The organism is Streptomyces chryseus (assembly GCF_014650755.1).
GTDB lineage: Bacteria > Actinomycetota > Actinomycetes > Streptomycetales > Streptomycetaceae > Streptomyces > Streptomyces chryseus.
This window is the reverse complement of the sequence record NZ_BMVO01000014.1, coordinates 81132-100899: the sequence shown is the minus strand read 5'-3', so window position 1 is coordinate 100899 and position 19768 is coordinate 81132. Positions and strand designations below refer to the sequence as shown.

Sequence of the window (19768 nt, the reverse complement as noted above, 5' to 3'; positions counted from 1 at the left end):
GGGACCGCTCTCCCTAGCGTCAAGGAGTGACGATGAGCGTTGCAGGCGAATCCAGTGGCCGTGTGCAGCAGATGCGCGAGAAGGCCGAGCAGCTGAAGCAGGCGGCGGAACGTGCGACCGATCCGCAGGAGCGTCAGAAGCTGCAGGAGAAGGCACAGCGGCTGCAGGAGCAGAGCCGGCAGGAAGGCTCGATGGGTAACCAGCAGGGGTTCCTGCCCGAGTAGTCGGACCGACCGTCCGACCTCGGCACGACCTCGGCACCATCACGAGCCGATGGCCCTCCGTACCGCGTGAGCGAACGGAGGGCCATCGGCCCGTTCCGTTCCGGGGAGCGCCTATCGGCCGTTCCGGGGAACGCTCGTCGGCCGTTCCCGGGAAGGCTCACTTGCTGGTCCCTGGAACGCCCGTCGGCTGTTCTCAGGAGGGCTCCCAACCGTTCCCTGGAGCGCGTGCTGACGGCTCTCGGGAACGCTGGTCGGCTGTTCGCGGGAACGTGCCCCAACGTCACCGGGGAACGCCCGTCGGCCGTTTCCCGGAACCGACCGCCGATCTTCTCGGGTACGCGCTTCGGCTGTTCCCGAGAACGCACCCCCGCACTTCCCCAGAGCACCCCGCACCCCCACCCACCCCGCACCCCCGCAACCGACGGATCGGCCGACTTCGCCTCGCGCTTTGTGCACCGTGGCGCAGGACCCGTCGCACCGGCGCCCCTAGCCTCACCGGAACAGCACCAGCACCTACGAGGGGCGGTATCGGTGAACTGGCTCATCCACGACTACCGCGAGAGCGATCTCGCGGCAGTGGTCCACCTGATCGACACCACGGCCGAGCTCGGGCAGGAGTCGGTGTTCTCGCTCGCCGAGTGCATCGGTGCGCTCACGTCGCGGCAGCCCGCCGTCGTGGCCGTGCACCAGGGCGTCCCCATCGGCGCGGCGCTCGCCTGCGTCGCCGGGGAGCGCGCCTGGGTGATGCGCATCGCGATCTCCTCGGCGTGGCGCGGACGCGGCCTGGCCAGTGCGCTGCTCGTGGAGCTGGAGCGGCGGCTCGTCGCCGCCCGCGTGGGGCGTATCGCGTACGTGCTGCCCGAGGAGGACCTGCTCGGCGAGGGCCTGCTCAACGCGGGGTACACGCGCCAGCCCGCCGTGGCGTACTTCGAGAAGGTGGAGCCGCTCCACGGCCCGTCCGCCAACCTCCTGGAGGACCTCGGCGGCCGCTTCCTGCCCAGCGACCTCTGGGCGAAGGTGGCCGGCATGGAGGCGGAGAAGGATCTGATCGAGCGGCGCGTCGTACTGCCGCTCGCGCAGCCGGAACGGGCCGCCCGGCACGGTGTGCGTCCGCCGCGCGCTGTCGCGCTCTTCGGGCCTCCCGGGACCGGCAAGACGACGTTCGCGAGAGGCATCGCGTCGAAGCTCGGCTGGCCGTTCGTCGAGCTGCTGCCGTCGCGGCTGGCCGACGAGGGCAACCTCGCGGCAGCGCTGCGGGACGCGTTCGCCCGTATCGCGGAACTGGAGCGGGTGCTGGTCTTCATCGACGAGGTCGAGGAGATCGCTCCCGTACGGACCGAGCCCGCGCAGCCCGGCGGCATGCACGGAGTGACCAATGAGCTGCTCAAGCTCATACCGGGCTTCCGGGAGGGTGACGAGCGTCTGCTGGTGTGCGCGACCAACTCGATCCGGTCGCTCGACCCGGCGTTCCTGCGGCCCGGCAGGTTCGACTACCTGATCCCGATCGGTACGCCGGACACGGCGGCCCGGGCAGCGATCTGGGCCCGCTACACGGACGGCAGGGCGGACGTGGACGTGGCGCGGCTGGTGGAGGCGAGCGAGCTGTTCACGCCGGCCGACATCGAGCACGCGGCCCGTATCGCGGCCCAGGCCGCGTTCGAGCGGGACCTGGAGGAGATCGGAGCCGGTACGGGCGATCCGCGCGCGCTCGGCGCGAGCACGGAGGACTACCTGGCGGCCATCGGGCAGTGCCGGCCGACGGTGACGCCCGCGATGATCGACCAGTTCGACGCCGACATCACGGCGCACGCCCGCTTCTGAGACGGCGCGCGGCAGCCCCCGCCGGCAACAACGCGGCAGCGACCCTCCGGGGGCACAGCGGCAGCGGCCCCCCGGGTGGCGCAACGGCAGCGGCCCCCGGTGGCACAGCCGCAGCGGACCCCGGGTGGTACACCGTCGGCGCCCCCCGCCCCCTCGGCGCGCCGTTCAGCGCCTGGGCCGCGCCGGTAATGCCGGGCGCGGGGATCATGCGGCGAGCACGGGGGTCATGGCGGCGAGCGTGGTGTTCATCCTGAACGCACGGGTGGCGCGGCGGGACGAGGGGCCGGAGCCGGCCGTGGCGGCCGGCACGCCCTGAGGCCGTGCCGCCCGGTCACTGCCTCCCCGCGCGCTCCGCGACCAGGACCTCGAACCCCGCGATCAACCGGCGGAGCCCGAACGCGAAGTGGTCGAAGCCGGTGTCGAACGCGTCCTCGTCCAGCCCCGCGACCAGTGGGAACTCCCCACTGGCCATGGCCCGCTCCAGGTACGGCATCTGGTTCCCCCAGAACTCCTCGTGGCTCAGCCCCGTCTCCTTGGCCGCCTCGTCGGCCTCGGCCTCCATCCGGGCGATGCCGACGACGAAGCTCTGGACCGCGATGATCGAGGAGATCAACTCCTGGTCGCGGAGCCCCATGCCCCGGAGCCCGGCCACTGACACTTCGAGGCTGCGCACCGCGCTCGGCCCGAGGACCGTGCGCGCCTGGTTGATCTTCAGCAGCCAGGGATGGTGCCGCAGCAGAGCGAGATGCGTACGGGCCATGGACTCCATGGCCGTCCGCCAGTCCACCGGCTCCCGGGCGTCGACGGCGTCGAGCGGCTCGCCCTGTACGCGGTCGAGCATGAGGTCGAGCAGTTCGGCCTTGCCCGGTACGTAGCGGTACAGCGACATGGTGCCCGTGCCGAGGTCGGTCGACAGGCGGCGCATCGACACCGCGTCGATGCCCTCGGCGTCCGCGATCGCGATCGCGGCGGCGACGATGCGGTCGAGCGTGAGGCCGGGCTTGGGGCCACGGCTGGGGCGTTCGCCCGTACCCCAGAGCAGTTCCAGGCTGCGGCCGATGTCGCCGCTGCCACTGGTGGTGCTGGTGTCGCCCGGCCCGGTCGTCTTCTTCATGGGCTCACTCTAAATCCGTTCCGCGCGAACTGAGTACGGTGTACTCTCAATCGGGTACGCCGTACTCAGTTACTCGATCGTCAGTGTGCCGTGAGCGAAGGGATCCCTGGGTGAGTGCCACCGATTACGCCGTGCGGGCGGAAGGCCTGCGGAAGCGGTACGCCGAGAAGAAGACGGCCGGGGGTGGCAGGGGCGGTGCGTACAAGCTCGCCCTCGACGGCTTCGACCTCGCCGTCCGCGCCGGTACCGTCCACGGCCTGCTCGGCCCCAACGGCGCCGGCAAGACGACCGCCGTACGCGCCCTGGCCACGCTCCTGAGGTTCGACGGCGGCCGGGCGGAGGTCGCGGGCGTGGACGTGGCCCGCGATCCCCGGCTCGTACGCCGCCGGATCGGCCTCACCGGCCAGTACGCGGCGGTCGACGAGGTCATGACCGGGCGGCAGAACCTCGAGATGTTCGGCCGCCTCTTCCACCTGGGCGGGAAGCGCGCGAAGGTGCGGGCGGGCGAACTCCTGGAGCGGTTCGACCTGGTGGACGCGGCCGACAAGAGCGTGGGCGCGTACAGCGGCGGGATGCGGCGCCGCCTGGACCTCGCCGCGTCGATGATCCTCGCCCCGCGCGTGCTCTTCCTCGACGAGCCGACCACCGGGCTCGATCCGCGCGGTCGGGGCGAAGTGTGGGACGCGGTACGGGCTCTGGTGGCGGGCGGGACGACCGTACTGCTGACGACCCAGTACCTGGAGGAGGCCGACAAGCTGGCCTCGCGCATCACCGTCATCGACCGGGGGCGGGCCATCGCAGACGACACCCCGGACGGCCTGAAGAACCGGGTCGGCGGCGACCGCGTCGAAGTCGTCGTCGCCCGGGCGGCGGACCTGGCCGCGGCCGCCAAGGTGATCGCTCGCGTCTCGGTCACCGAACCGGAGACGGACGAGGTGACACTGCGGGCGCACGCGCAGGTCGACGACCGGGTGGCGGCGCTGACGGAGGTGGCGCGGACCCTCCAGGACGAGGGGATCGCGGTGGAGGACATCGGGCTGCGCAGGCCGAGCCTCGACGACGTGTTCCTGCGCCTGACCGGACACCGTGCGGAACTGGAGGCAGCGGCGTGAGCACCGTGAAGACCGAGAACCACCCGGGCGCCGCGGAGCCGAACGCCGCCGACGCGTACGCGGAGGATGGGAACCCCTCCGGGCCCGAACGGCGGCTCTACTGGGCCCTGGCGGACTGCTGGAACGTCACCCGGCGCACCCTCACCCACTATCAGCGCCAGCCCGTCACCATCGTCTGGCAGCTCGGCTTCCCGATCGTCTCCGTGCTGCTGTACGGATTCGTCTTCGGCGAGGCGATGGCGGTGCCCGGCGACGGGGACTACCGGGAGTTCCTGATGCCCGGGATGTTCGCCTCGACCATGGCCTTCGGGTTCATGGGCACGACGATGGCCGTGGTCACCGACTCCACGAAGGGCGTCATCGACCGCTTCCGCTCGATGCCCATGGCGCCGTCGGCGGTGGCGGCCGGGCGCGGTGTGTCCGATCTGCTGGTGGCCTGCGCCGAGTTGACGATCCTGGGGGCGACGGCCCTGCTCATCGGCTGGGAGGCCGAGGGAGGAGCGCCCGCCGCCGTGGGGGCCTTCGGGCTGCTTCTGCTGCTGCGCTTCAGCCTGATCTGGGTGGGCGTCTGGCTGGGGCTGCTCGTCCCCAACGCGGAGGCGGCCGGCGGGCTCTACGCGGTGGCCTTCCCGCTGACGATGATCTCCAGCATCTTCGTGGCGCCGTCCCTGATGCCGAGCTGGCTGGGGCCGGTCGCGGCCTGGAACCCCGTGTCGTCGACGGTCACCGCGACCCGTGAGCTGTTCGGGCAGCCGGTGAGCGGCGGCTCGTGGATCGAGGAGAACGCGGTGCTGATGGCGGTGGTCTGGCCGCTGGTGATCACAGCGGTGTTCCTGCCGCTGGCGGTACGCCGGTTCCAGGCACTGAGTCGCTGAATCGCGGTGGCTGAGCGGTCTCCGGTTGAGTCGCAGAGCCGCTGACGCGGAACCGGAGGGGTGGGCCCGGGAGGGGGGCGGACCCACCCCGGTCGCGACTAGGCCGGGCACTCCTTCCAGGCCAGCCGGTAGATGGTCTTGATGTCGCCGTCCGTCGAGTCCATGGCGATGAAGCTGTTCGTGCGGGTCGGGTCGGACGTGCCGGCGTTGACCCGCAGCTCGGTGTTGATGTTGAAGTTCCGCTTCACCCCGCAGGGTGCCCAGACCAGCTGTCCCCAGTCGGTCTCGTCGGTGGCCTGCCAGTTGTTGTCGTACGGCCCGGCGTACGGGTGGCTCCTCGACGCGGTGTCGGGCGAGCCCTGGAAGTAGTACGACGCCTTCTGTACGGCGGTGGCGCCCGGCTGGAGGCGGGCGTAGCCGCGGTAGTCGGCGCTGGCGACGGCGTACGTGAAGCCGTGCGGGACGTGCACGATCAGGTTGAGCTGGCAGTTCTTGCGGAAGTCGGTCGGCTTCGCGCCGAGACCCACTTGGGCGAGGTAGTCGCTGTACGTGACGGTGAAGGCCGTGTTGTCCGGGGAGACCGCGATGGCGGCCGTTCCCTGGCGACAGCCCGAACCGTTGACGGTCGCTATCTCGATGACGATCTTGTCGGGCGGCGCGACGATCCCTTGCTCCGTCGTCGCCGAGGCGCTCTGTGCGGTCAGGGTGGAAGCGAGCATCGCGGCGGCCGCACCGCCGACGAGTAACGCTCGCTGCCGTCTTGTGCGTCTGGGCATGGTGCTCCGATCGGTCGTCGGGCGAACTTGGGGGGTCCAACCGAAGGAACTGTGACGTGGCGCGTGTCCTTGATCGCCGGCACTACTGGCGTGTGCATGTCAAACATTCAAGCGGTTCGTCCGGCCGTTGGCCGAGGCGCCGGAACCCTTGGGACTGTAGGCAGCGGGGCCCGGCCTGGGTAGAGCGGATATCGGCCGCGAACGGAACGGGGTGTCCGATACCCGGGGTTCGGCCGGTGTGGGGCGTCCGGGCCGGTGCGCGCGGCGCGGTGGGGCGTACGGGCGGGGGGCGGTACGGCGAGAGGCCCGGCGACAGTGTCGTCCGGGCCCCTCGCCGACTGCTCGTCGGCGTACCGCTACAGCTTCTCGATCACGTAGTCGACGCAGGCGGTCAGCGCCTGGACGTCGGCCGGGTCGATCGCCGGGAACATCGCCACACGCAGCTGGTTGCGGCCCAGCTTGCGGTACGGCTCGGTGTCGACGATGCCGTTGGCGCGCAGCGCCTTGGCGACCGCCGTGGCGTCGATCTCGTCGGAGAAGTCGATCGTGCCGATGACCTGCGAACGCTTCGCCGGGTCGGTGACGAACGGCGTCGCGTACTTCGACTCGTCGGCCCAGCCGTACAGGTTGGCCGCGGAGGTCGCGGTGCGGCGGGTCGACCAGTCGAGACCGCCCTGCGTGTTGATCCACTTCAGCTGGTCGTCCAGCAGGAAGAGGGTCGCGAGCGCGGGGGTGTTGTACGTCTGGTTCTTGAGGGAGTTGTCGATCGCCGTGGGGAGGCTGAAGAACTCCGGGACGTGGCGGCCGGACGCGTGGACGCGCGCGGCGCGCTCCAGGGCGGCGGGGGAGAAGACCGCGATCCACAGGCCGCCGTCTGAGGCGAAGGACTTCTGCGGGGCGAAGTAGTAGACGTCGGTCTCGGCGATGTCGACCGGCAGGCCGCCCGCGCCGGAGGTGGCGTCGACCAGGACGAGGGAGCCGGCGTCGGCGCCCTCGACGCGCTTGATCGGGGCCGCGACGCCGGTCGAGGTCTCGTTGTGGGTGAAGGCGTAGACGTCGACACCCGCCTCGGCCCGCGGGTCCGGGTGCGTGCCGGGGTCGGAGGCGATCACGGTCGGGTCGTCCAGCCAGGGCGCCAGCTTGGCGGCCTTCGCGAACTTCGACGAGAACTCGCCGAAGTTCAGGTGCTGGGACTTGCGCTCGATCAGGCCGTGGGTCGCGATGTCCCAGAAGGCGGTGGAACCGCCGTTGCCCAGGATCACCTCGTAACCCTCGGGGAGCTGGAAGAGGTCGCGTACGCCGTCACGCACCGAGCCGACCAGGTTCTTGACCGGGGCCTGGCGGTGGGACGTACCGAGGAGGGAGGTGCCGGTGGCGGCCAGGGCGTCCAGCGCCTCCGTACGCACCTTGGAGGGGCCCGCGCCGAAACGGCCGTCGGCGGGCTTCATGTCAGCGGGAATCTGGATCTCAGCCACGAGCCGGAGCGTAGCCGGTCGCGGGAGGTGCCGGAGACGGACGTCCGGCGAGTGAGACGCGGGCTCCGGCCCGTGAGATGCAAGACCTCCCCTGCTTTTCAGCCCCTCCGGCGTTTGAGGAGCGGGGTCTGGGGCGGAGCCCCAGTTCGGGAAGGGGCGGGGAGGGAAAATGCGCCGCAGGCACCCCGGGCCCCGTTGCTCCTGCGCCGAGCTTCACCCCTTCGGCGTACCGAGCCCGAGCGCGCGTCTGCGGTCTCGCGGGGAGTAGTGAGTCATCGGCATCCTTGAGCGCATGGCTGAGCAGCGGAACGGGCGGGACAGGCAAGGCAAAACGCGGCCCAGGAACGACACGGCGGCGCTGGCGCGCGAGTTGCGCGGTGCCATGCGCGGGGAGGTCGCCTTCGACGCCGCGGCGCGCGCCCTGATGACGATGGACGCCTCCAACTACCGGCGCGTGCCGCTCGGTGTCGTCGCCCCGTACGACGCCGCCGACGTGGCCGCCGCGCTCGCCGTCTGCCGGGCGCACGGCGTGCCCGTCGTGCCGCGCGGCGGCGGCACGTCGATCGCCGGCCAGGCGACCGGCACGGGCGTCGTCCTCGACCTCACCCGCCACATGCGCGCCATCACGGACCTGGACCCCGAGGCCCGTACCGCCGTGGTGCAGCCCGGTGTCGTGCTCGACGACCTGCGCGTCGCCGCCGGCGTGTACGGACTGACCTTCGGACCCGACCCGTCCACGCACAGCCGCTGCACGCTCGGCGGCATGATCGGCAACAACTCCTGCGGCTCGCACTCGGTGGCGTGGGGAACGACGGCCGACAACATCGCTCGCCTGACGGTCGTCGGTTACGGCGGCGACGTGCTGCGCCTGGAGCGGGGCTGGGCGGGAGCACCTGAAGGACTGAGCGTTCTCGTGAACGACAACTTGACGCTCCTGCGCACCGGCTTCCCGGCACTGCCGCGCCGTATCTCCGGCTACGCGCTGGACGCGCTGCTTCCCGAGAACGGCGTGAACCTCGCGCGAGCGTTCTGCGGAAGCGAGGGAACGCTCGGGGTGGTGAGCGAGGCGACCGTTCGCCTGGTGGAAGCACCCCGTGCGCGCGTACTCGCCGTTCTCGGGTACGTCGGTGAGAGCGCCGCCGCCGAGGCCGCGCCCGCGCTCCTTCCGTACGGCCCGCTCACCGTGGAAGGGATGGCCGAAGACCTCGTTCCCGAGAACGAGCGGACGCTGCTCCCGCGCGGCTCCGCGTGGCTCTTCGTGGAGATGGGCGGGGACACGCCCGCCGAAGCGCTCTCGCGCGCCGAGCGGCTGGTGAAGGCCGCCGAGGCGCTTGACGGAACGGTCGTCACGGACGCGGCCGCACAGCGCGCCCTGTGGCGCGTCCGGGAGGACGCCAGCGGCACGGCGACACGGATGCCCGACGGCAGCGAGGCGTGGCCCGGCTGGGAGGACTGCGCCGTACCGCCCGCACGACTCGGCGCGTACCTGCGGGACTTCAGGTCGCTGCTCGCCGGGCACGGCCTGCGCGGCACGCCGTACGGCCACTTCGGCGACGGCTGCATCCACGTCCGCATCGACTTCGACCTGCTCAGCGAAACCGGGGTGCGGCGCTTTCGCGCCTTCTCCGAGGAACAGGCGGAACTCGTCGTCGCGCACGGCGGCTCCCTCTCCGGCGAACACGGCGACGGACAGGCACGCGCGGAACTGCTTCCGAGGATGTACGGGAACGAACTCGTCGCCCTCTTCGGCCGCTTCAAGGACGTGTGGGACCCGGCCGGCGGAATGAACCCGGGCATGCTCGCACGCCCCGCCCGGCTGGACGAGAACCTGCGCTTCGCTGTGCTTCCCCGGGAGCGCGTCGACGTCGCCTTCGCGTACCCGCACGACGACGGGGACTTCTCGGCCGCCGTACGGCGCTGTGTGGGCGTCGCGAAGTGCCGTACCGAGTCGGCGGCGGGGGCGGGCGTCATGTGCCCCTCCTTCCGGGCCACCGGCGAGGAACAGCACTCCACGCGCGGGCGCGCGCGTCTGCTGCACGAAATGCTCGCGGGGGAGGTCGTCACGGACGGCTGGCGGTCGGAGGAAGTACGGGACGCGCTCGACCTGTGCCTGTCGTGCAAGGGGTGCAGGAGCGACTGTCCGGTGGGCGTCGACATGGCGACGTACAAGGCGGAGTTCCTGCACCACCACTACAAGGGCCGGCCGCGCCCCGCGGCGCACTACGCGATGGGGTGGCTTCCCGTGTGGCTGCGTGCGGCGGCTCCGTTCGCGGGTGCGCTGCGGGCCGCTTCCCGGGTACGCCCGTTGACCGCTCTCGTGAAGCGGCTGGGAGGCATCGCCCCGGAACGCGACCTGCCCGTTCCGGCGGTGCGCACGTTCAGGAGCTGGTGGCGGCGGAACAGCCCGGCGGCCGGGGGCGCGGCGAAGCCCGGGGCCGTCACGGTCGTGCTGTGGCCCGACACGTTCACCAACCACCTGTCCCCGGACGTCGGCCGGGCCGCCGCACGCGTGCTGGAAGCGGCCGGTCTGCGGGTCGCGATGCCGCCGCGGCAGCTGTGCTGCGGCCTGACGTATGTGTCGACCGGCCAGCTCGACCGGGCCCGCGCGGTCATGCGCCGCACCCTGGACGGCACGGCAGGCGCCGGGCTGCCCGTCGTCGTCCTGGAACCGAGCTGCGCGGCCGCCCTCAAGGCGGACCTCCCCGAACTGCTGCCGGACGACCCGAGAGCGGCCGCCCTCGCTTCCTCGGTACGCACGTTCGCGCAGGTGCTGGAGGAGTACGCCCCGCACTGGCGGCCTCCCCGGATCGACCGCCCCGTGGCCGGCCAGACGCACTGCCACCAGCACGCCGTACTGGGCGACGCGGCGGAGCGGCGGCTGCGCGAGCGCGCGGGCCTCACCGGCGCCCTGAGCGGCGGCTGCTGCGGCCTGGCGGGGAACTTCGGCTTCGAGCGCGGGCACTACGACGTGTCGGTCGCCTGCGCCGAGGAACAACTGCTCCCGTCGGTGCGCGAGGCCCCCGAGGGGGCACAACTCCTGGCCGACGGCTTCTCCTGCCGTACGCAACTGGACCACCTGGCGGGGCGCAGGGCGCGGCACCTGGCGCAGGTGCTGGCAGACGGTTTGCCGGACCTACGGGACCGCCGCCGCTGATCCGAGGGGGGAGCGTCCGCCGCGGCGTCCCGGGCAGGGCGACCCCCGCAGGGCCGGGGAGGGGTGGCCCCGCCCCGGCCCTGGGGGCCAGGGTCACCACGGCAGAGCTTCGGCTCCCACCTCGACCACGGCCGCCAGGAAGTGCTGCGCGCCGGTGCCGAAGGCCGCGGCCAGGGCGTACCCGACGCTGATGTCGACGGGCCCGGGCTCGACGCCCTCGGACCACTCCGCGAGCACCTGGGCGTCACCGTCCGCCTGGAAGACGGCGAGCCGCGTGCCGTCGCGCAGGAGCCGGCTCTCGGCGAGGGTGTGCGGCACGAGCCGGTAGGTGACGCCGCCGACCGTGGCGTCGACGCGGTAGGACCGTCGGCTGAGGCGGCCCGGCGCCGGCGCGAGCACGGCGGCGGTCCCGCCGACCGTCAGGGACAGGCGGCTCGCGGAGCGGGTGCCCACGGGCGTCACCTCGTCCGTCCGGCGGTCTTCCGGGACGCCGTCGTCGTTCCGCAGGAGGACCGCGTCCGGGACGCCGGGTCCGGAGACCTCCACCCTCCCCCGCCCGGCGTCGAGCGTGACGCTCACGGGGCCCGAACGGCCTTCCTCGGTGACATGGTGCGCGGAGCTCATCGAGCGTGCCTTCTTCGGGGTGGTCGGCCGGGCTTTGCGTTGATCGCAAGATTATGTAGTACGACGGTCGTACAGGGCTGTGAACGGTGGACGATGCTGTTCCGCTTACCGTGGAACGTATGGATCAGCCCACCTCCGCAGCGCCCGCCACCGCCCCCGCGACATCCGACGCCGGATCCGCCGGGGGCGGCGCAGTGCCCGACGGCGGGCGGCTCGGAGCGCGGCTCGGGCCCGTGGCGATGGTGGTGGCCGGCGGGCTGTCGGTGCAGTTCGGGTCCGCCGTGGCAGTGACGATCATGCCGAGCGCGGGAGCGGCCGGTGTGGTGGCCCTGCGGCTCGCCGCCGCAGCCGTGATCCTGCTCGCCGTGTGCCGCCCGCGGGTGCGCGGGTACACGCGCGCCGACTGGTGGACCGTCGTCGCCTTCGGGCTCGCCATGGCCGGCATGAATGGTCTCTTCTACCAGTCGCTGGACCGCATCCCGCTGGGCGTCGCGGTGACTCTCGAGGTACTCGGCCCGCTCGCGCTCTCCGTGATCGCCTCCCGCCGCGCCATGAGCCTCGTATGGGCCGCGCTCGCGCTCGGCGGCGTCGCGCTGCTCAGTGGCGGCGGCTTCGACCGGCTGGATCCGGTCGGCGCGGCGTACGCGCTCGCCGCGGGCGGCTGCTGGGCGGCGTACATCCTCTTCAGCGCCCGGACGGGGCGCAGGTTCCCGCAGGCGGACGGGCTGGCGCTCGCGATGGCGGTCGCCGCACTGCTCAGCCTGCCGTTCGGGGCCGTGGGAGCGGGTGGCGCTCTGCTGGAGCCGCGCACGCTGGCGCTGGGCGTGGCGGTCGCCCTGATGTCGTCCGTGCTGCCGTACACGCTGGAGCTGTTGGCGCTGCGCCGGCTGCCGGCCGCGACCTTCGCCGTGCTGATGAGCCTGGAGCCGGCCATCGCGGCGGTCGCCGGTTTCCTGGTGCTGCACCAGGCGCTGTCGACGACCGACGCCCTGGCGATCGCGCTGGTCATCGGCGCGAGCATGGGAGCGGTACGAAGCCAGGCGCGCCGGCGGCGCCGAGCGCGGTCCTAGCGCGCTGAGGGCGGTCCTGGCGGGGCGAGGGCGGTCCTGGCGGGGCGAGGGCGGTCCGGCCGGGGTGGGTCAGGGGCGGCGGTCGTATCGGGCGGCGAGGGGTACGGCGAGAAAATAATGCAAGCACGCTTGCTTGTTTCCTGGCGGGCTGCCATGCTCCGGACACACCGCCCTACCCCGAGGGGAGCGCACCGTGTCCGATCCGGCAGCCGTGCTCGACGATCTCCGTGCCGAAGGGGACGAACTCGACCAGCTGGTCGGAGGCCTGAGTGAGAAGCAGTGGTCGCTCGCCACGCCCGCGCCGCGCTGGACCGTCGCCCACCAGATCGCGCATCTCGCCTGGACGGACACGGCGGCGCTGCTGTCCGTCACCGACCCCGAGGGCTTCGCGGCGGAGGCGCGGGAGGCACTGGCCGCGCCCGAGCGGTTCGTCGACGACGGCGCCGAGGCGGGAGCCGAACTGCCGGTCGGCGAACTGCTGGCGTGGTGGAGGGACGGGCGCGAGCAGCTCCAGCGGGCACTGCGTGCGGCGCCGGACGGGGTGAGGTTCCCCTGGTACGGGCCGCCGATGAGCGCCGCTTCGATGGCGACCGGGCGGCTCATGGAGACCTGGGCCCACGGCCAGGACGTCGCGGACGCGGTGGGCGTACGCAGGGAGCCGACGGCACGGCTGCGGCATGTGGCCCGGATCGGTGTGCGGGCGCGCGGGTACGCCTTCGCGGTGCGGGGACTCACGCCGCCCGGCGAGGAGTTCCGGGTCGAGCTGACCGCGCCGGACGGGTCCGGGCTGTGGACGTACGGTCCCGAGGACGCCCGGCAGCGGGTGACCGGGCCGGCGCTCGACTTCTGCCTCCTGGTGACCCAGCGGGCCCACCGCGACGACGTGGCGGTACGGGCCGAGGGCGCCGACGCCGACCGGTGGCTGGACATCGCCCAGGCGTTCGCCGGGCCGGCGGGCGCGGGACGGGAGCCGAAGCGGGACGGGGGAGGCGCGTGAGCGCCGGGGGCGAACGGGGCGGGGAACGCGGCCGGCGACCCCTGCGGATCGGCAACGCCTCGGGCTTCTACGGCGACCGTTTCGACGCCATGAGGGAGATGCTCACCGGCGGCGAACTCGACGTGCTCACCGGGGACTACCTCGCCGAGCTCACTTTGCTCATCCTCGGGCGCGACCGGCTCAAGGACGCCCGCCTCGGATACGCAAAGACCTTCCTGCGGCAGCTGGAGGAGAACCTCGCCCTGGCGCACGAGCGCGGGGTACGGATCGTGGCGAACGCCGGCGGACTGAACCCGGGAGCGCTCGCCGACGCCGTACGGGAACTCGCCGAGCGGGTCGGCGTTCCCGTGCGCGTCGCTCACGTGGAGGGCGACAGCCTGCCGCTGCCCGAGCGGGCGCTGACCGCCAACGCCTACCTGGGCGGCGGCGGCATCGCGCGGTGCCTGGGCGCGGACGCGGACGTGGTGGTGACCGGGCGCGTCACGGACGCGGCTCTGGTCACGGGACCGGCCGCGTGGTGGTTCGGGTGGGGCCCGCAGGAGTACGACCGGCTCGCGGGGGCGGTGGTCGCCGGGCATGTGCTGGAATGCGGGACGCAGGCGACGGGCGGCAACTACGCGTTCTTCGCCGATGTTTTCGGCCGTTCCCGGGAACGGCCGAAAACGCGCCTCGGTTTCCCGCTCGCGGAGCTGCACGCCGACGGGACGGCGGTCATCACGAAGCACCCGGGAACGGCCGGCCGCGTCGACACGGGAACGGTCACCGCGCAACTGCTGTACGAAACGGGCCCGCCCCGGTACGCCGGCCCCGACGTCACCGCGCGGCTCGACACCGTACGGCTGACCGGGGAAGGCCCCGACAGGGTGCGGATATCGGGCGTACGCGGAGAAGCCCCGCCGCCCACCCTCAAGGCCGGAGTGACACGGGTCGGCGGGTGGCGCAACGAGGTCGTGTTCGTCCTGACGGGCCTGGACGTCGAAGCGAAGGCCGCGCTCGTACGGGAACAGCTGGAGGACGCGCTGTCGGCCGCCAGGAGTCGTCCCGCCGAGGTCCGCTGGGAACTGGTGCGCACCGACCGCCCGGACGCCGACACACAGGAACGCGCGAGCGCACTGCTGCGGCTGGTCGTACGGGACCCGGACCCGGCGAACGTCGGCCGCGTCGTCAGCGGAGCGGCGATCGAGGGGGCGCTCGGCAGCATTCCGGGCTTCCACGTGACGGCTCCGCCGGGAAAGGGGGCGCCGTACGGGGTCTTCGAGGCGGTGTACGTGAACGCGTCGGAGGTCGAGCACGTGGCGGTGCTTCCCGACGGCGAGCGCGTACGGGTGCCGCATCCCGCCGTGACGCGCCCCCTGGAGCCGGTCCGTGAGGTTGCCGTCCCGCCACCCGCACCGGACGGCCCGACGCGCAGGGCCCCGCTCGGCACGGTCGCGGGAGCACGCAGTGGGGACAAAGGCGGGGACGCGAACGTCGGCGTATGGGTGCGTTCCGACGAGGCGTGGCGGTGGCTGGCGCACACACTGACCGTGGAGCGCCTGCGGGAACTGCTCCCCGAGACGGCCGCCCTTCCCGTGACGCGGCACGTCCTGCCGAACCTGCGGGCGGTGAACTTCGTGATCGAAGGGCTGCTCGGTGAGGGAGTCGCCTCCCAGGCCCGCTTCGACCCCCAGGCGAAAGCGCTGGGCGAATGGCTGCGCTCCCGCCACATCGACATACCGGAGGTACTCCTGTGACCCGCGCAGCCCCTCTCACCCCGGCGGTGAACCCATGACCGTCCTCCCCACCGCCCTCGACCCGCGCAGCCCCGAGTACGCCGCCAACCGAGCCGCCATGCTCGCCAAACTCGCCGATCTCGACGCCGAGCACGCCAAGGCACTCGGGGGCGGCGGCGAGAAGTACGTCGCCCGCCACCGCGGACGCGGCAAACTGCTCGCCCGCGAACGCGTCGAGCTGCTGCTCGACCCGGACACCCCGTTCCTCGAACTGTCCCCCCTCGCCGCCTGGGGCAGCGACTACGCCGTGGGCGCGTCGATGGTCACCGGCATCGGCGTCGTCGAGGGCGTCGAATGCCTGATCACCGCCACCGACCCCACCGTGCGCGGCGGCGCGTCCAACCCCTGGACCCTGAAGAAGGCGCTGCGGGCCAACGAGATCGCGTACGCGAACCGCCTCCCCTGCATCAGCCTCGTCGAGTCCGGCGGCGCGGATCTCCCGTCCCAGAAGGAGATCTTCATCCCGGGCGGTGCGCTCTTCCGCGACATCACCCGCCTGTCCGCCGCCGGGATCCCCACCATCGCGGTCGTCTTCGGCAACTCCACGGCCGGCGGGGCGTACATCCCCGGGATGTCCGACCACACCGTCATGATCAAGGACCGTTCGAAGGTCTTCCTCGGCGGCCCGCCCCTGGTCAAGATGGCCACCGGCGAGGAGTCGGACGACGAGTCCCTCGGCGGCGCCGAGATGCACGCCCGTACCTCCGGCCTCGCCGACCACTTCGCCGTGGACGAGTACGACGCCCTGCGCCAGGCCCGGCGGATCGTCGCCCGTCTCAACTGGCGCAAGGCACACGCCGACCCGCCCCCGGCCGAGCCGCCGAAGTACGACGAAGAGGAACTCGCCGGCATCGTCCCGGGCGACCTCAAGGTCCCCTTCGACCCGCGCGAGGTGATCGCCCGTGTCGTCGACGCCTCGGACTTCGACGAGTTCAAGCCGCTGTACGGGCCCAGCCTCGTCACCGGCTGGGCGCGCCTGCACGGCCGTCCCGTGGGCATCCTCGCCAACGCGCAGGGCGTCCTGTTCAGCGCAGAGTCCCAGAAGGCCGCCCAGTTCATCCAGTTGGCCAACCAGCGCGACACGCCCCTCGTCTTCCTCCACAACACCACCGGTTACATGGTCGGCAAGGAGTACGAGCAGGGCGGCATCATCAAGCACGGGGCGATGATGATCAACGCGGTGTCGAACTCCAAGGTCCCGCACCTGTCCGTCCTCATGGGCGCGTCGTACGGAGCCGGTCACTACGGCATGTGCGGGCGCGCCTACGACCCCCGCTTCCTCTTCGCCTGGCCGAGCTCCAAGTCCGCGGTCATGGGACCGCAGCAGCTCGCCGGCGTTCTGTCGATCGTCGCAAGGGCGTCGGCCGCCGCGAAGGGCCGACCGTACGACGACGAGGCCGACGCGGGTCTGCGCGCCATGGTGGAGCAGCAGATCGAGTCGGAGTCCCTGCCGATGTTCCTTTCGGGGCGGCTGTACGACGACGGGGTCATCGACCCGCGCGACACCAGGACCGTGCTGGGGCTGTGTCTGTCCGCGATCCACACGGCACCGGTCGAGGGCGCGCGCGGCGGCTTCGGCGTCTTCCGGATGTGAAGGGCCTTGCGATGAGTTCGACGATTTCCTCCGTCCTGGTGGCGAACCGGGGCGAGATCGCGTGCCGGATCTTCCGTACGTGCGCGGACCTGGGCATCACCACGGTCGCCGTGTACTCCGACGCGGACGCCGGAGCGCTCCACGTGCGTTCCGCGGACGCTGCCGTACGCCTCCCGGGAACGTCCCCGGCCGACACGTACCTGCGCGGCGATCTCGTCGTGAAGGCCGCCCTGGCGGCCGGAGCGGACGCGGTGCATCCCGGGTACGGCTTCCTCTCCGAGAACGCCGGGTTCGCCCGCGCCGTCCTGGACGCCGGTCTGGTGTGGATCGGTCCACCGCCCGGCGCGATCGACGCCATGGCCTCCAAGACCCGCGCCAAGGAACTCATGGCGGCCTCCGGAGTGCCCCTCCTGGTCCCCGTGGCCCCTGACAAGGCCACCGACGAGGACCTGCCGCTCCTCCTCAAGGCCGCGGCGGGCGGCGGCGGCAGGGGCATGCGTGTCGTACGGGACCTGGCGGCGCTCCCGGGAGAGCTCACGGCGGCCACCGCGGAAGCGCGCTCGGCGTTCGGCGACGGCGAGGTCTTCGCCGAGCCGTACGTCGAACGCGGCCGCCACGTCGAGGTCCAGGTGATGGCCGACGCGCACGGCACGGTGTGGGCGCTCGGCACCCGCGACTGCTCGCTCCAGCGCCGGCACCAGAAAGTCGTCGAAGAGGCCCCCGCCCCCGGCCTGGACGACGCCCTGCGCACCACGCTGCACGACGCCGCCGTGGCGGCGGCGAGGGCGGTGGACTACCGGGGCGCGGGAACGGTCGAGTTCCTGCTCTCCGCCGAGGGCCGCCCGTACTTCCTGGAGATGAACACGCGCCTCCAGGTCGAGCATCCGGTGACGGAGGCGGTGTTCGGCGTCGACCTGGTGGCTCTCCAGGTACGCGTCGCCGAGGGCGAGGCCCTTCCCGCCGAACCGCCCGTCCCCTCGGGCCACGCCGTGGAGGCCCGCCTCTACGCGGAGGACCCCTCCCGCGCCTGGCAGCCCCAGACGGGCCCCCTGCACGCCCTGCGCGTACCCGAGGCGCCCGGCCTGCGGCTCGACAGCGGGTACGAGGGCGGGGACCTCGTCGGGGTGCACTACGACCCGATGCTGGCCAAGGTGATCGCCCACGCCCCGACCCGCGCCGAGGCCGTACGCAAACTGGCCCGCGCTCTGGAGCGGTCCCGCGTCCACGGCCCGGTGACCAACAGGGACCTGCTCGTACGCTCCCTGCGGCACCCCGACTTCACCGCGGGGCGGCTCGACACCGGCTTCTACGACCGGAACCTGGACGCGCTCACCGAGCCGTCCGCGCACGCTCCGCAGGGCGCGCTCGCCGCGCTCGCCGCCGCCCTGGCCGACGCCGCCGCACGGGGCACGGCCGGAACGCCCGGCGCCCGGCTCGGCGGCTGGCGGAACGTACCGTCCCAGGCGCAGGTGAAGCGCTACCGCACCGAGCCCGACGGCACCGAACACGAGATCCGCTACCGGACCACCCGTGACGGCCGCACCGCGGAAGGCTTTTCGGGCGTTCGCGTGCACGGCGTACGGCGCGATCGAGTGACGCTCGAAACGGACGGCGTGCTCCAGCACTTCCAGGTGCGCGCGTACCCGGGAGGGCGGGTGTACGTCGACGTCTCCACCGGCGGTTCGCACACCCTCACCGCCCTGCCCCGCTTCCCCGACCCCACGGTCCGCGCCGAGCCCGGCTCCCTGCTCGCGCCCATGCCCGGCACCGTAGTCCGCGTCGCCGAAGGGCTCCGCGAAGGCGCGCACGTCACCGCCGGGCAGCCTTTGCTCTGGCTGGAGGCCATGAAGATGGAGCACCGCGTCAGCGCTCCCGCCTCCGGCACGCTCACCGCGCTCCACGCCGTTCCCGGCCGCCAGGTCGAGGTCGGCGCCCTGCTCGCCGTCGTACAGGCCGAAGGGTCTGGCGAAGAGTCCCAGGAGGAACAGCCGTCATGAGCACCGCCGTCGTAGAGACCGAAGAACACACCGCGCTGCGCTCGGCCGTCGCCGCTCTCGGGAAGCGCTACGGACGCGACTACATGACCACCGTCGTACGCGAAGGACGGCACCCCGACACGCTCTGGGCCGAGGCCGCCAAGCTCGGTTACCTCGGTGTGAACCTTCCCGAGGAGTACGGCGGAGGAGGCGGCGGCATAGCGGAGCTGTCCATCGTCCTGGAAGAGCTGGGCGCGGCCGGGTGCCCGCTCCTCATGATGGTCGTCTCGCCCGCCATCTGCGGCACCGTCATCGCCCGCTTCGGAACGGACGCGCAGAAGGCAGCCTGGCTGCCGGGCCTCGCCGACGGAAGCCTCACCATGGCGTTCGGCATCACCGAACCCGACGCCGGGTCGAACTCCCACCGCATCACCACCACCGCCCGCCGCGACGGCGACGACTGGCTGCTCACCGGCCGCAAGGTCTTCATCTCCGGCGTCGACATCGCGGACGCCACCCTCGTCGTCGGCCGCACCGAGGACGCGAGGACGGGCCGCCTCAAGCCGTGTCTGTTCATCGTCCCCCGCGACGCCCCGGGCTTCCAGCGCTCACAGATCGACATGGAACTCCAGGCGCCGGAGAAGCAGTTCGAGCTGGTCCTCGACGACGTGCGCCTGCCCTCCGAAGCCCTCGTCGGAGACGAGGACGCGGGCCTCCTCCAGCTCTTCGCCGGCCTCAACCCCGAGCGCGTCATGACCGCCGCCTTCGCCGTCGGCATGGGGCGTTACGCCGTGAACAGGGCCGTGGAGTACGCCAAGGAACGCACCGTCTGGAAGACGCCCGTCGGCGCCCACCAGGCCGTCGCCCACCCCCTCGCGCAGGCCCACATCGAACTCGAACTGGCCCGCCTGATGATGCAGAAGGCGGCCCGCCTCTACGACGAGGGTGACGACCTCGGCGCGGGCGAGGCCGCCAACATGGCGAAGTACGCCGCCGCCGAAGCGTGCGTGAAGGCGGTCGACCAGGCCGTCCACACCCTGGGCGGCAACGGGCTCACCCGCGAGTACGGCCTCGCCTCGCTCATCACGGCCGCACGGGTGGCCCGTATCGCTCCTGTCAGCAGGGAGATGATCCTGAATTTCGTCTCTCACCAGTCCCTGGGTCTCCCCAAGTCGTACTAGCAG

General features: G+C 72.3%; 15 protein-coding genes. 11 read left to right on the top strand and 4 right to left on the bottom strand.

Features of this window, described 5'->3' with window-relative positions; all coding sequences use genetic code 11:
• The first annotated feature begins 32 nt into the window (after positions 1 to 32).
• On the top strand, positions 33 to 224 hold the full coding sequence (locus IE185_RS21100) for a DUF6381 family protein (protein WP_138899180.1): 192 nt from the start codon (positions 33 to 35) through the stop codon (positions 222 to 224).
• 531 nt (positions 225 to 755) lie between these two features.
• Entirely contained in the window at positions 756 to 2045 is a 1290-nt protein-coding gene (locus IE185_RS21095) for an ATP-binding protein (RefSeq protein ID WP_138899547.1), read from the top strand.
• Positions 2046 to 2376: 331 nt separating this feature from the next.
• Here the strand turns inward: IE185_RS21095 and IE185_RS21090 are convergent, their stop codons facing one another.
• Positions 2377 to 3159, bottom strand: a complete 783-nt coding sequence (locus IE185_RS21090) for a TetR/AcrR family transcriptional regulator C-terminal domain-containing protein (protein WP_138899024.1) — start codon at positions 3157 to 3159, stop codon at positions 2377 to 2379.
• Positions 3160 to 3269: 110 nt separating this feature from the next.
• On the opposite strand from IE185_RS21090, the gene IE185_RS21085 reads away from it, so the two are divergent.
• The gene (locus tag IE185_RS21085) at positions 3270 to 4271 is read left to right on the top strand and encodes an ATP-binding cassette domain-containing protein (protein ID WP_138899023.1); all 1002 of its coding nucleotides are present in this window, start codon (positions 3270 to 3272) and stop codon (positions 4269 to 4271) included.
• Positions 4272 to 4378: 107 nt separating this feature from the next.
• The gene (locus IE185_RS21080) at positions 4379 to 5146 is read left to right on the top strand and encodes an ABC transporter permease (protein WP_229843625.1); all 768 of its coding nucleotides are present in this window, start codon (positions 4379 to 4381) and stop codon (positions 5144 to 5146) included.
• 98 nt (positions 5147 to 5244) lie between these two features.
• Here IE185_RS21080 and IE185_RS21075 read toward each other — a convergent pair whose 3' ends face one another.
• Together IE185_RS21075 and serC are read right to left on the bottom strand one after the other, a co-directional pair.
• Positions 5245 to 5865, bottom strand: coding sequence for a DUF4360 domain-containing protein (locus tag IE185_RS21075; RefSeq protein ID WP_229843621.1), 621 nt, complete (start codon positions 5863 to 5865; stop codon positions 5245 to 5247).
• 413 nt (positions 5866 to 6278) lie between these two features.
• The gene (gene serC / locus IE185_RS21070) at positions 6279 to 7397 is read right to left on the bottom strand and encodes a phosphoserine transaminase (RefSeq protein WP_138899579.1); all 1119 of its coding nucleotides are present in this window, start codon (positions 7395 to 7397) and stop codon (positions 6279 to 6281) included.
• Positions 7398 to 7779: 382 nt separating this feature from the next.
• On the opposite strand from serC, the gene IE185_RS21065 reads away from it, so the two are divergent.
• A complete protein-coding gene (locus IE185_RS21065; protein WP_229843624.1) occupies positions 7780 to 10551 on the top strand; it encodes an FAD-binding and (Fe-S)-binding domain-containing protein in 2772 nt (923 codons plus the stop codon).
• A 93-nt stretch (positions 10552 to 10644) separates the two neighbouring features.
• On the opposite strand, the gene IE185_RS21060 is transcribed toward IE185_RS21065, so the two are convergent.
• On the bottom strand, positions 10645 to 11175 hold the full coding sequence (locus IE185_RS21060) for a hypothetical protein (protein WP_138898422.1): 531 nt from the start codon (positions 11173 to 11175) through the stop codon (positions 10645 to 10647).
• 119 nt (positions 11176 to 11294) lie between these two features.
• On the opposite strand from IE185_RS21060, the gene IE185_RS21055 reads away from it, so the two are divergent.
• The 6 genes from IE185_RS21055 (at position 11295) to IE185_RS21030 (ending at position 19765) form a co-directional block, all read left to right on the top strand.
• Positions 11295 to 12245, top strand: coding sequence for an EamA family transporter (locus IE185_RS21055; RefSeq protein WP_138898421.1), 951 nt, complete (start codon positions 11295 to 11297; stop codon positions 12243 to 12245).
• A 193-nt stretch (positions 12246 to 12438) separates the two neighbouring features.
• Positions 12439 to 13242, top strand: a complete 804-nt coding sequence (locus IE185_RS21050; protein WP_189715729.1) for a TIGR03084 family metal-binding protein — start codon at positions 12439 to 12441, stop codon at positions 13240 to 13242.
• A complete protein-coding gene (locus tag IE185_RS21045; protein ID WP_268246670.1) occupies positions 13239 to 14975 on the top strand; it encodes an acyclic terpene utilization AtuA family protein in 1737 nt (578 codons plus the stop codon). The genes IE185_RS21050 and IE185_RS21045 overlap by 4 nt, the downstream gene beginning before the upstream one ends.
• Positions 14976 to 15009: 34 nt before the next feature.
• Positions 15010 to 16608 (top strand): acyl-CoA carboxylase subunit beta, encoded by a 1599-nt coding sequence (locus IE185_RS21040; RefSeq protein WP_138898583.1) that lies wholly within the window; start codon positions 15010 to 15012, stop codon positions 16606 to 16608.
• 11 nt (positions 16609 to 16619) lie between these two features.
• Positions 16620 to 18605: an acetyl/propionyl/methylcrotonyl-CoA carboxylase subunit alpha gene (locus IE185_RS21035; RefSeq protein ID WP_189715727.1), complete on the top strand. Its 1986-nt coding sequence runs from the start codon at positions 16620 to 16622 to the stop codon at positions 18603 to 18605.
• The gene (locus tag IE185_RS21030; RefSeq protein WP_138898931.1) at positions 18602 to 19765 is read left to right on the top strand and encodes an acyl-CoA dehydrogenase family protein; all 1164 of its coding nucleotides are present in this window, start codon (positions 18602 to 18604) and stop codon (positions 19763 to 19765) included. The genes IE185_RS21035 and IE185_RS21030 overlap by 4 nt, the downstream gene beginning before the upstream one ends.
• The last annotated feature ends 3 nt before the right edge of the window (positions 19766 to 19768 follow it).

What these genes read in the sequence shown, in the direction of transcription:
- IE185_RS21065 (WP_229843624.1), top strand. Translation starts at nt 7,780, where the DNA reads ATGCGCGGGGAGGTCGCCTTCGACGCCGCGGCGCGCGCCCTGATGACG.
- IE185_RS21030 (WP_138898931.1), top strand. Translation starts at nt 18,602, where the DNA reads ATGAGCACCGCCGTCGTAGAGACCGAAGAACACACCGCGCTGCGCTCG.
- IE185_RS21035 (WP_189715727.1), top strand. Translation starts at nt 16,620, where the DNA reads ATGAGTTCGACGATTTCCTCCGTCCTGGTGGCGAACCGGGGCGAGATC.
- IE185_RS21040 (WP_138898583.1), top strand. Translation starts at nt 15,010, where the DNA reads ATGACCGTCCTCCCCACCGCCCTCGACCCGCGCAGCCCCGAGTACGCC.
- IE185_RS21055 (WP_138898421.1), top strand. Translation starts at nt 11,295, where the DNA reads ATGGATCAGCCCACCTCCGCAGCGCCCGCCACCGCCCCCGCGACATCC.
- IE185_RS21090 (WP_138899024.1), bottom strand. Translation starts at nt 3,159, where the DNA reads ATGAAGAAGACGACCGGGCCGGGCGACACCAGCACCACCAGTGGCAGC.
- IE185_RS21075 (WP_229843621.1), bottom strand. Translation starts at nt 5,865, where the DNA reads ATGCTCGCTTCCACCCTGACCGCACAGAGCGCCTCGGCGACGACGGAG.
- IE185_RS21100 (WP_138899180.1), top strand. Translation starts at nt 33, where the DNA reads ATGAGCGTTGCAGGCGAATCCAGTGGCCGTGTGCAGCAGATGCGCGAG.
- IE185_RS21060 (WP_138898422.1), bottom strand. Translation starts at nt 11,175, where the DNA reads ATGAGCTCCGCGCACCATGTCACCGAGGAAGGCCGTTCGGGCCCCGTG.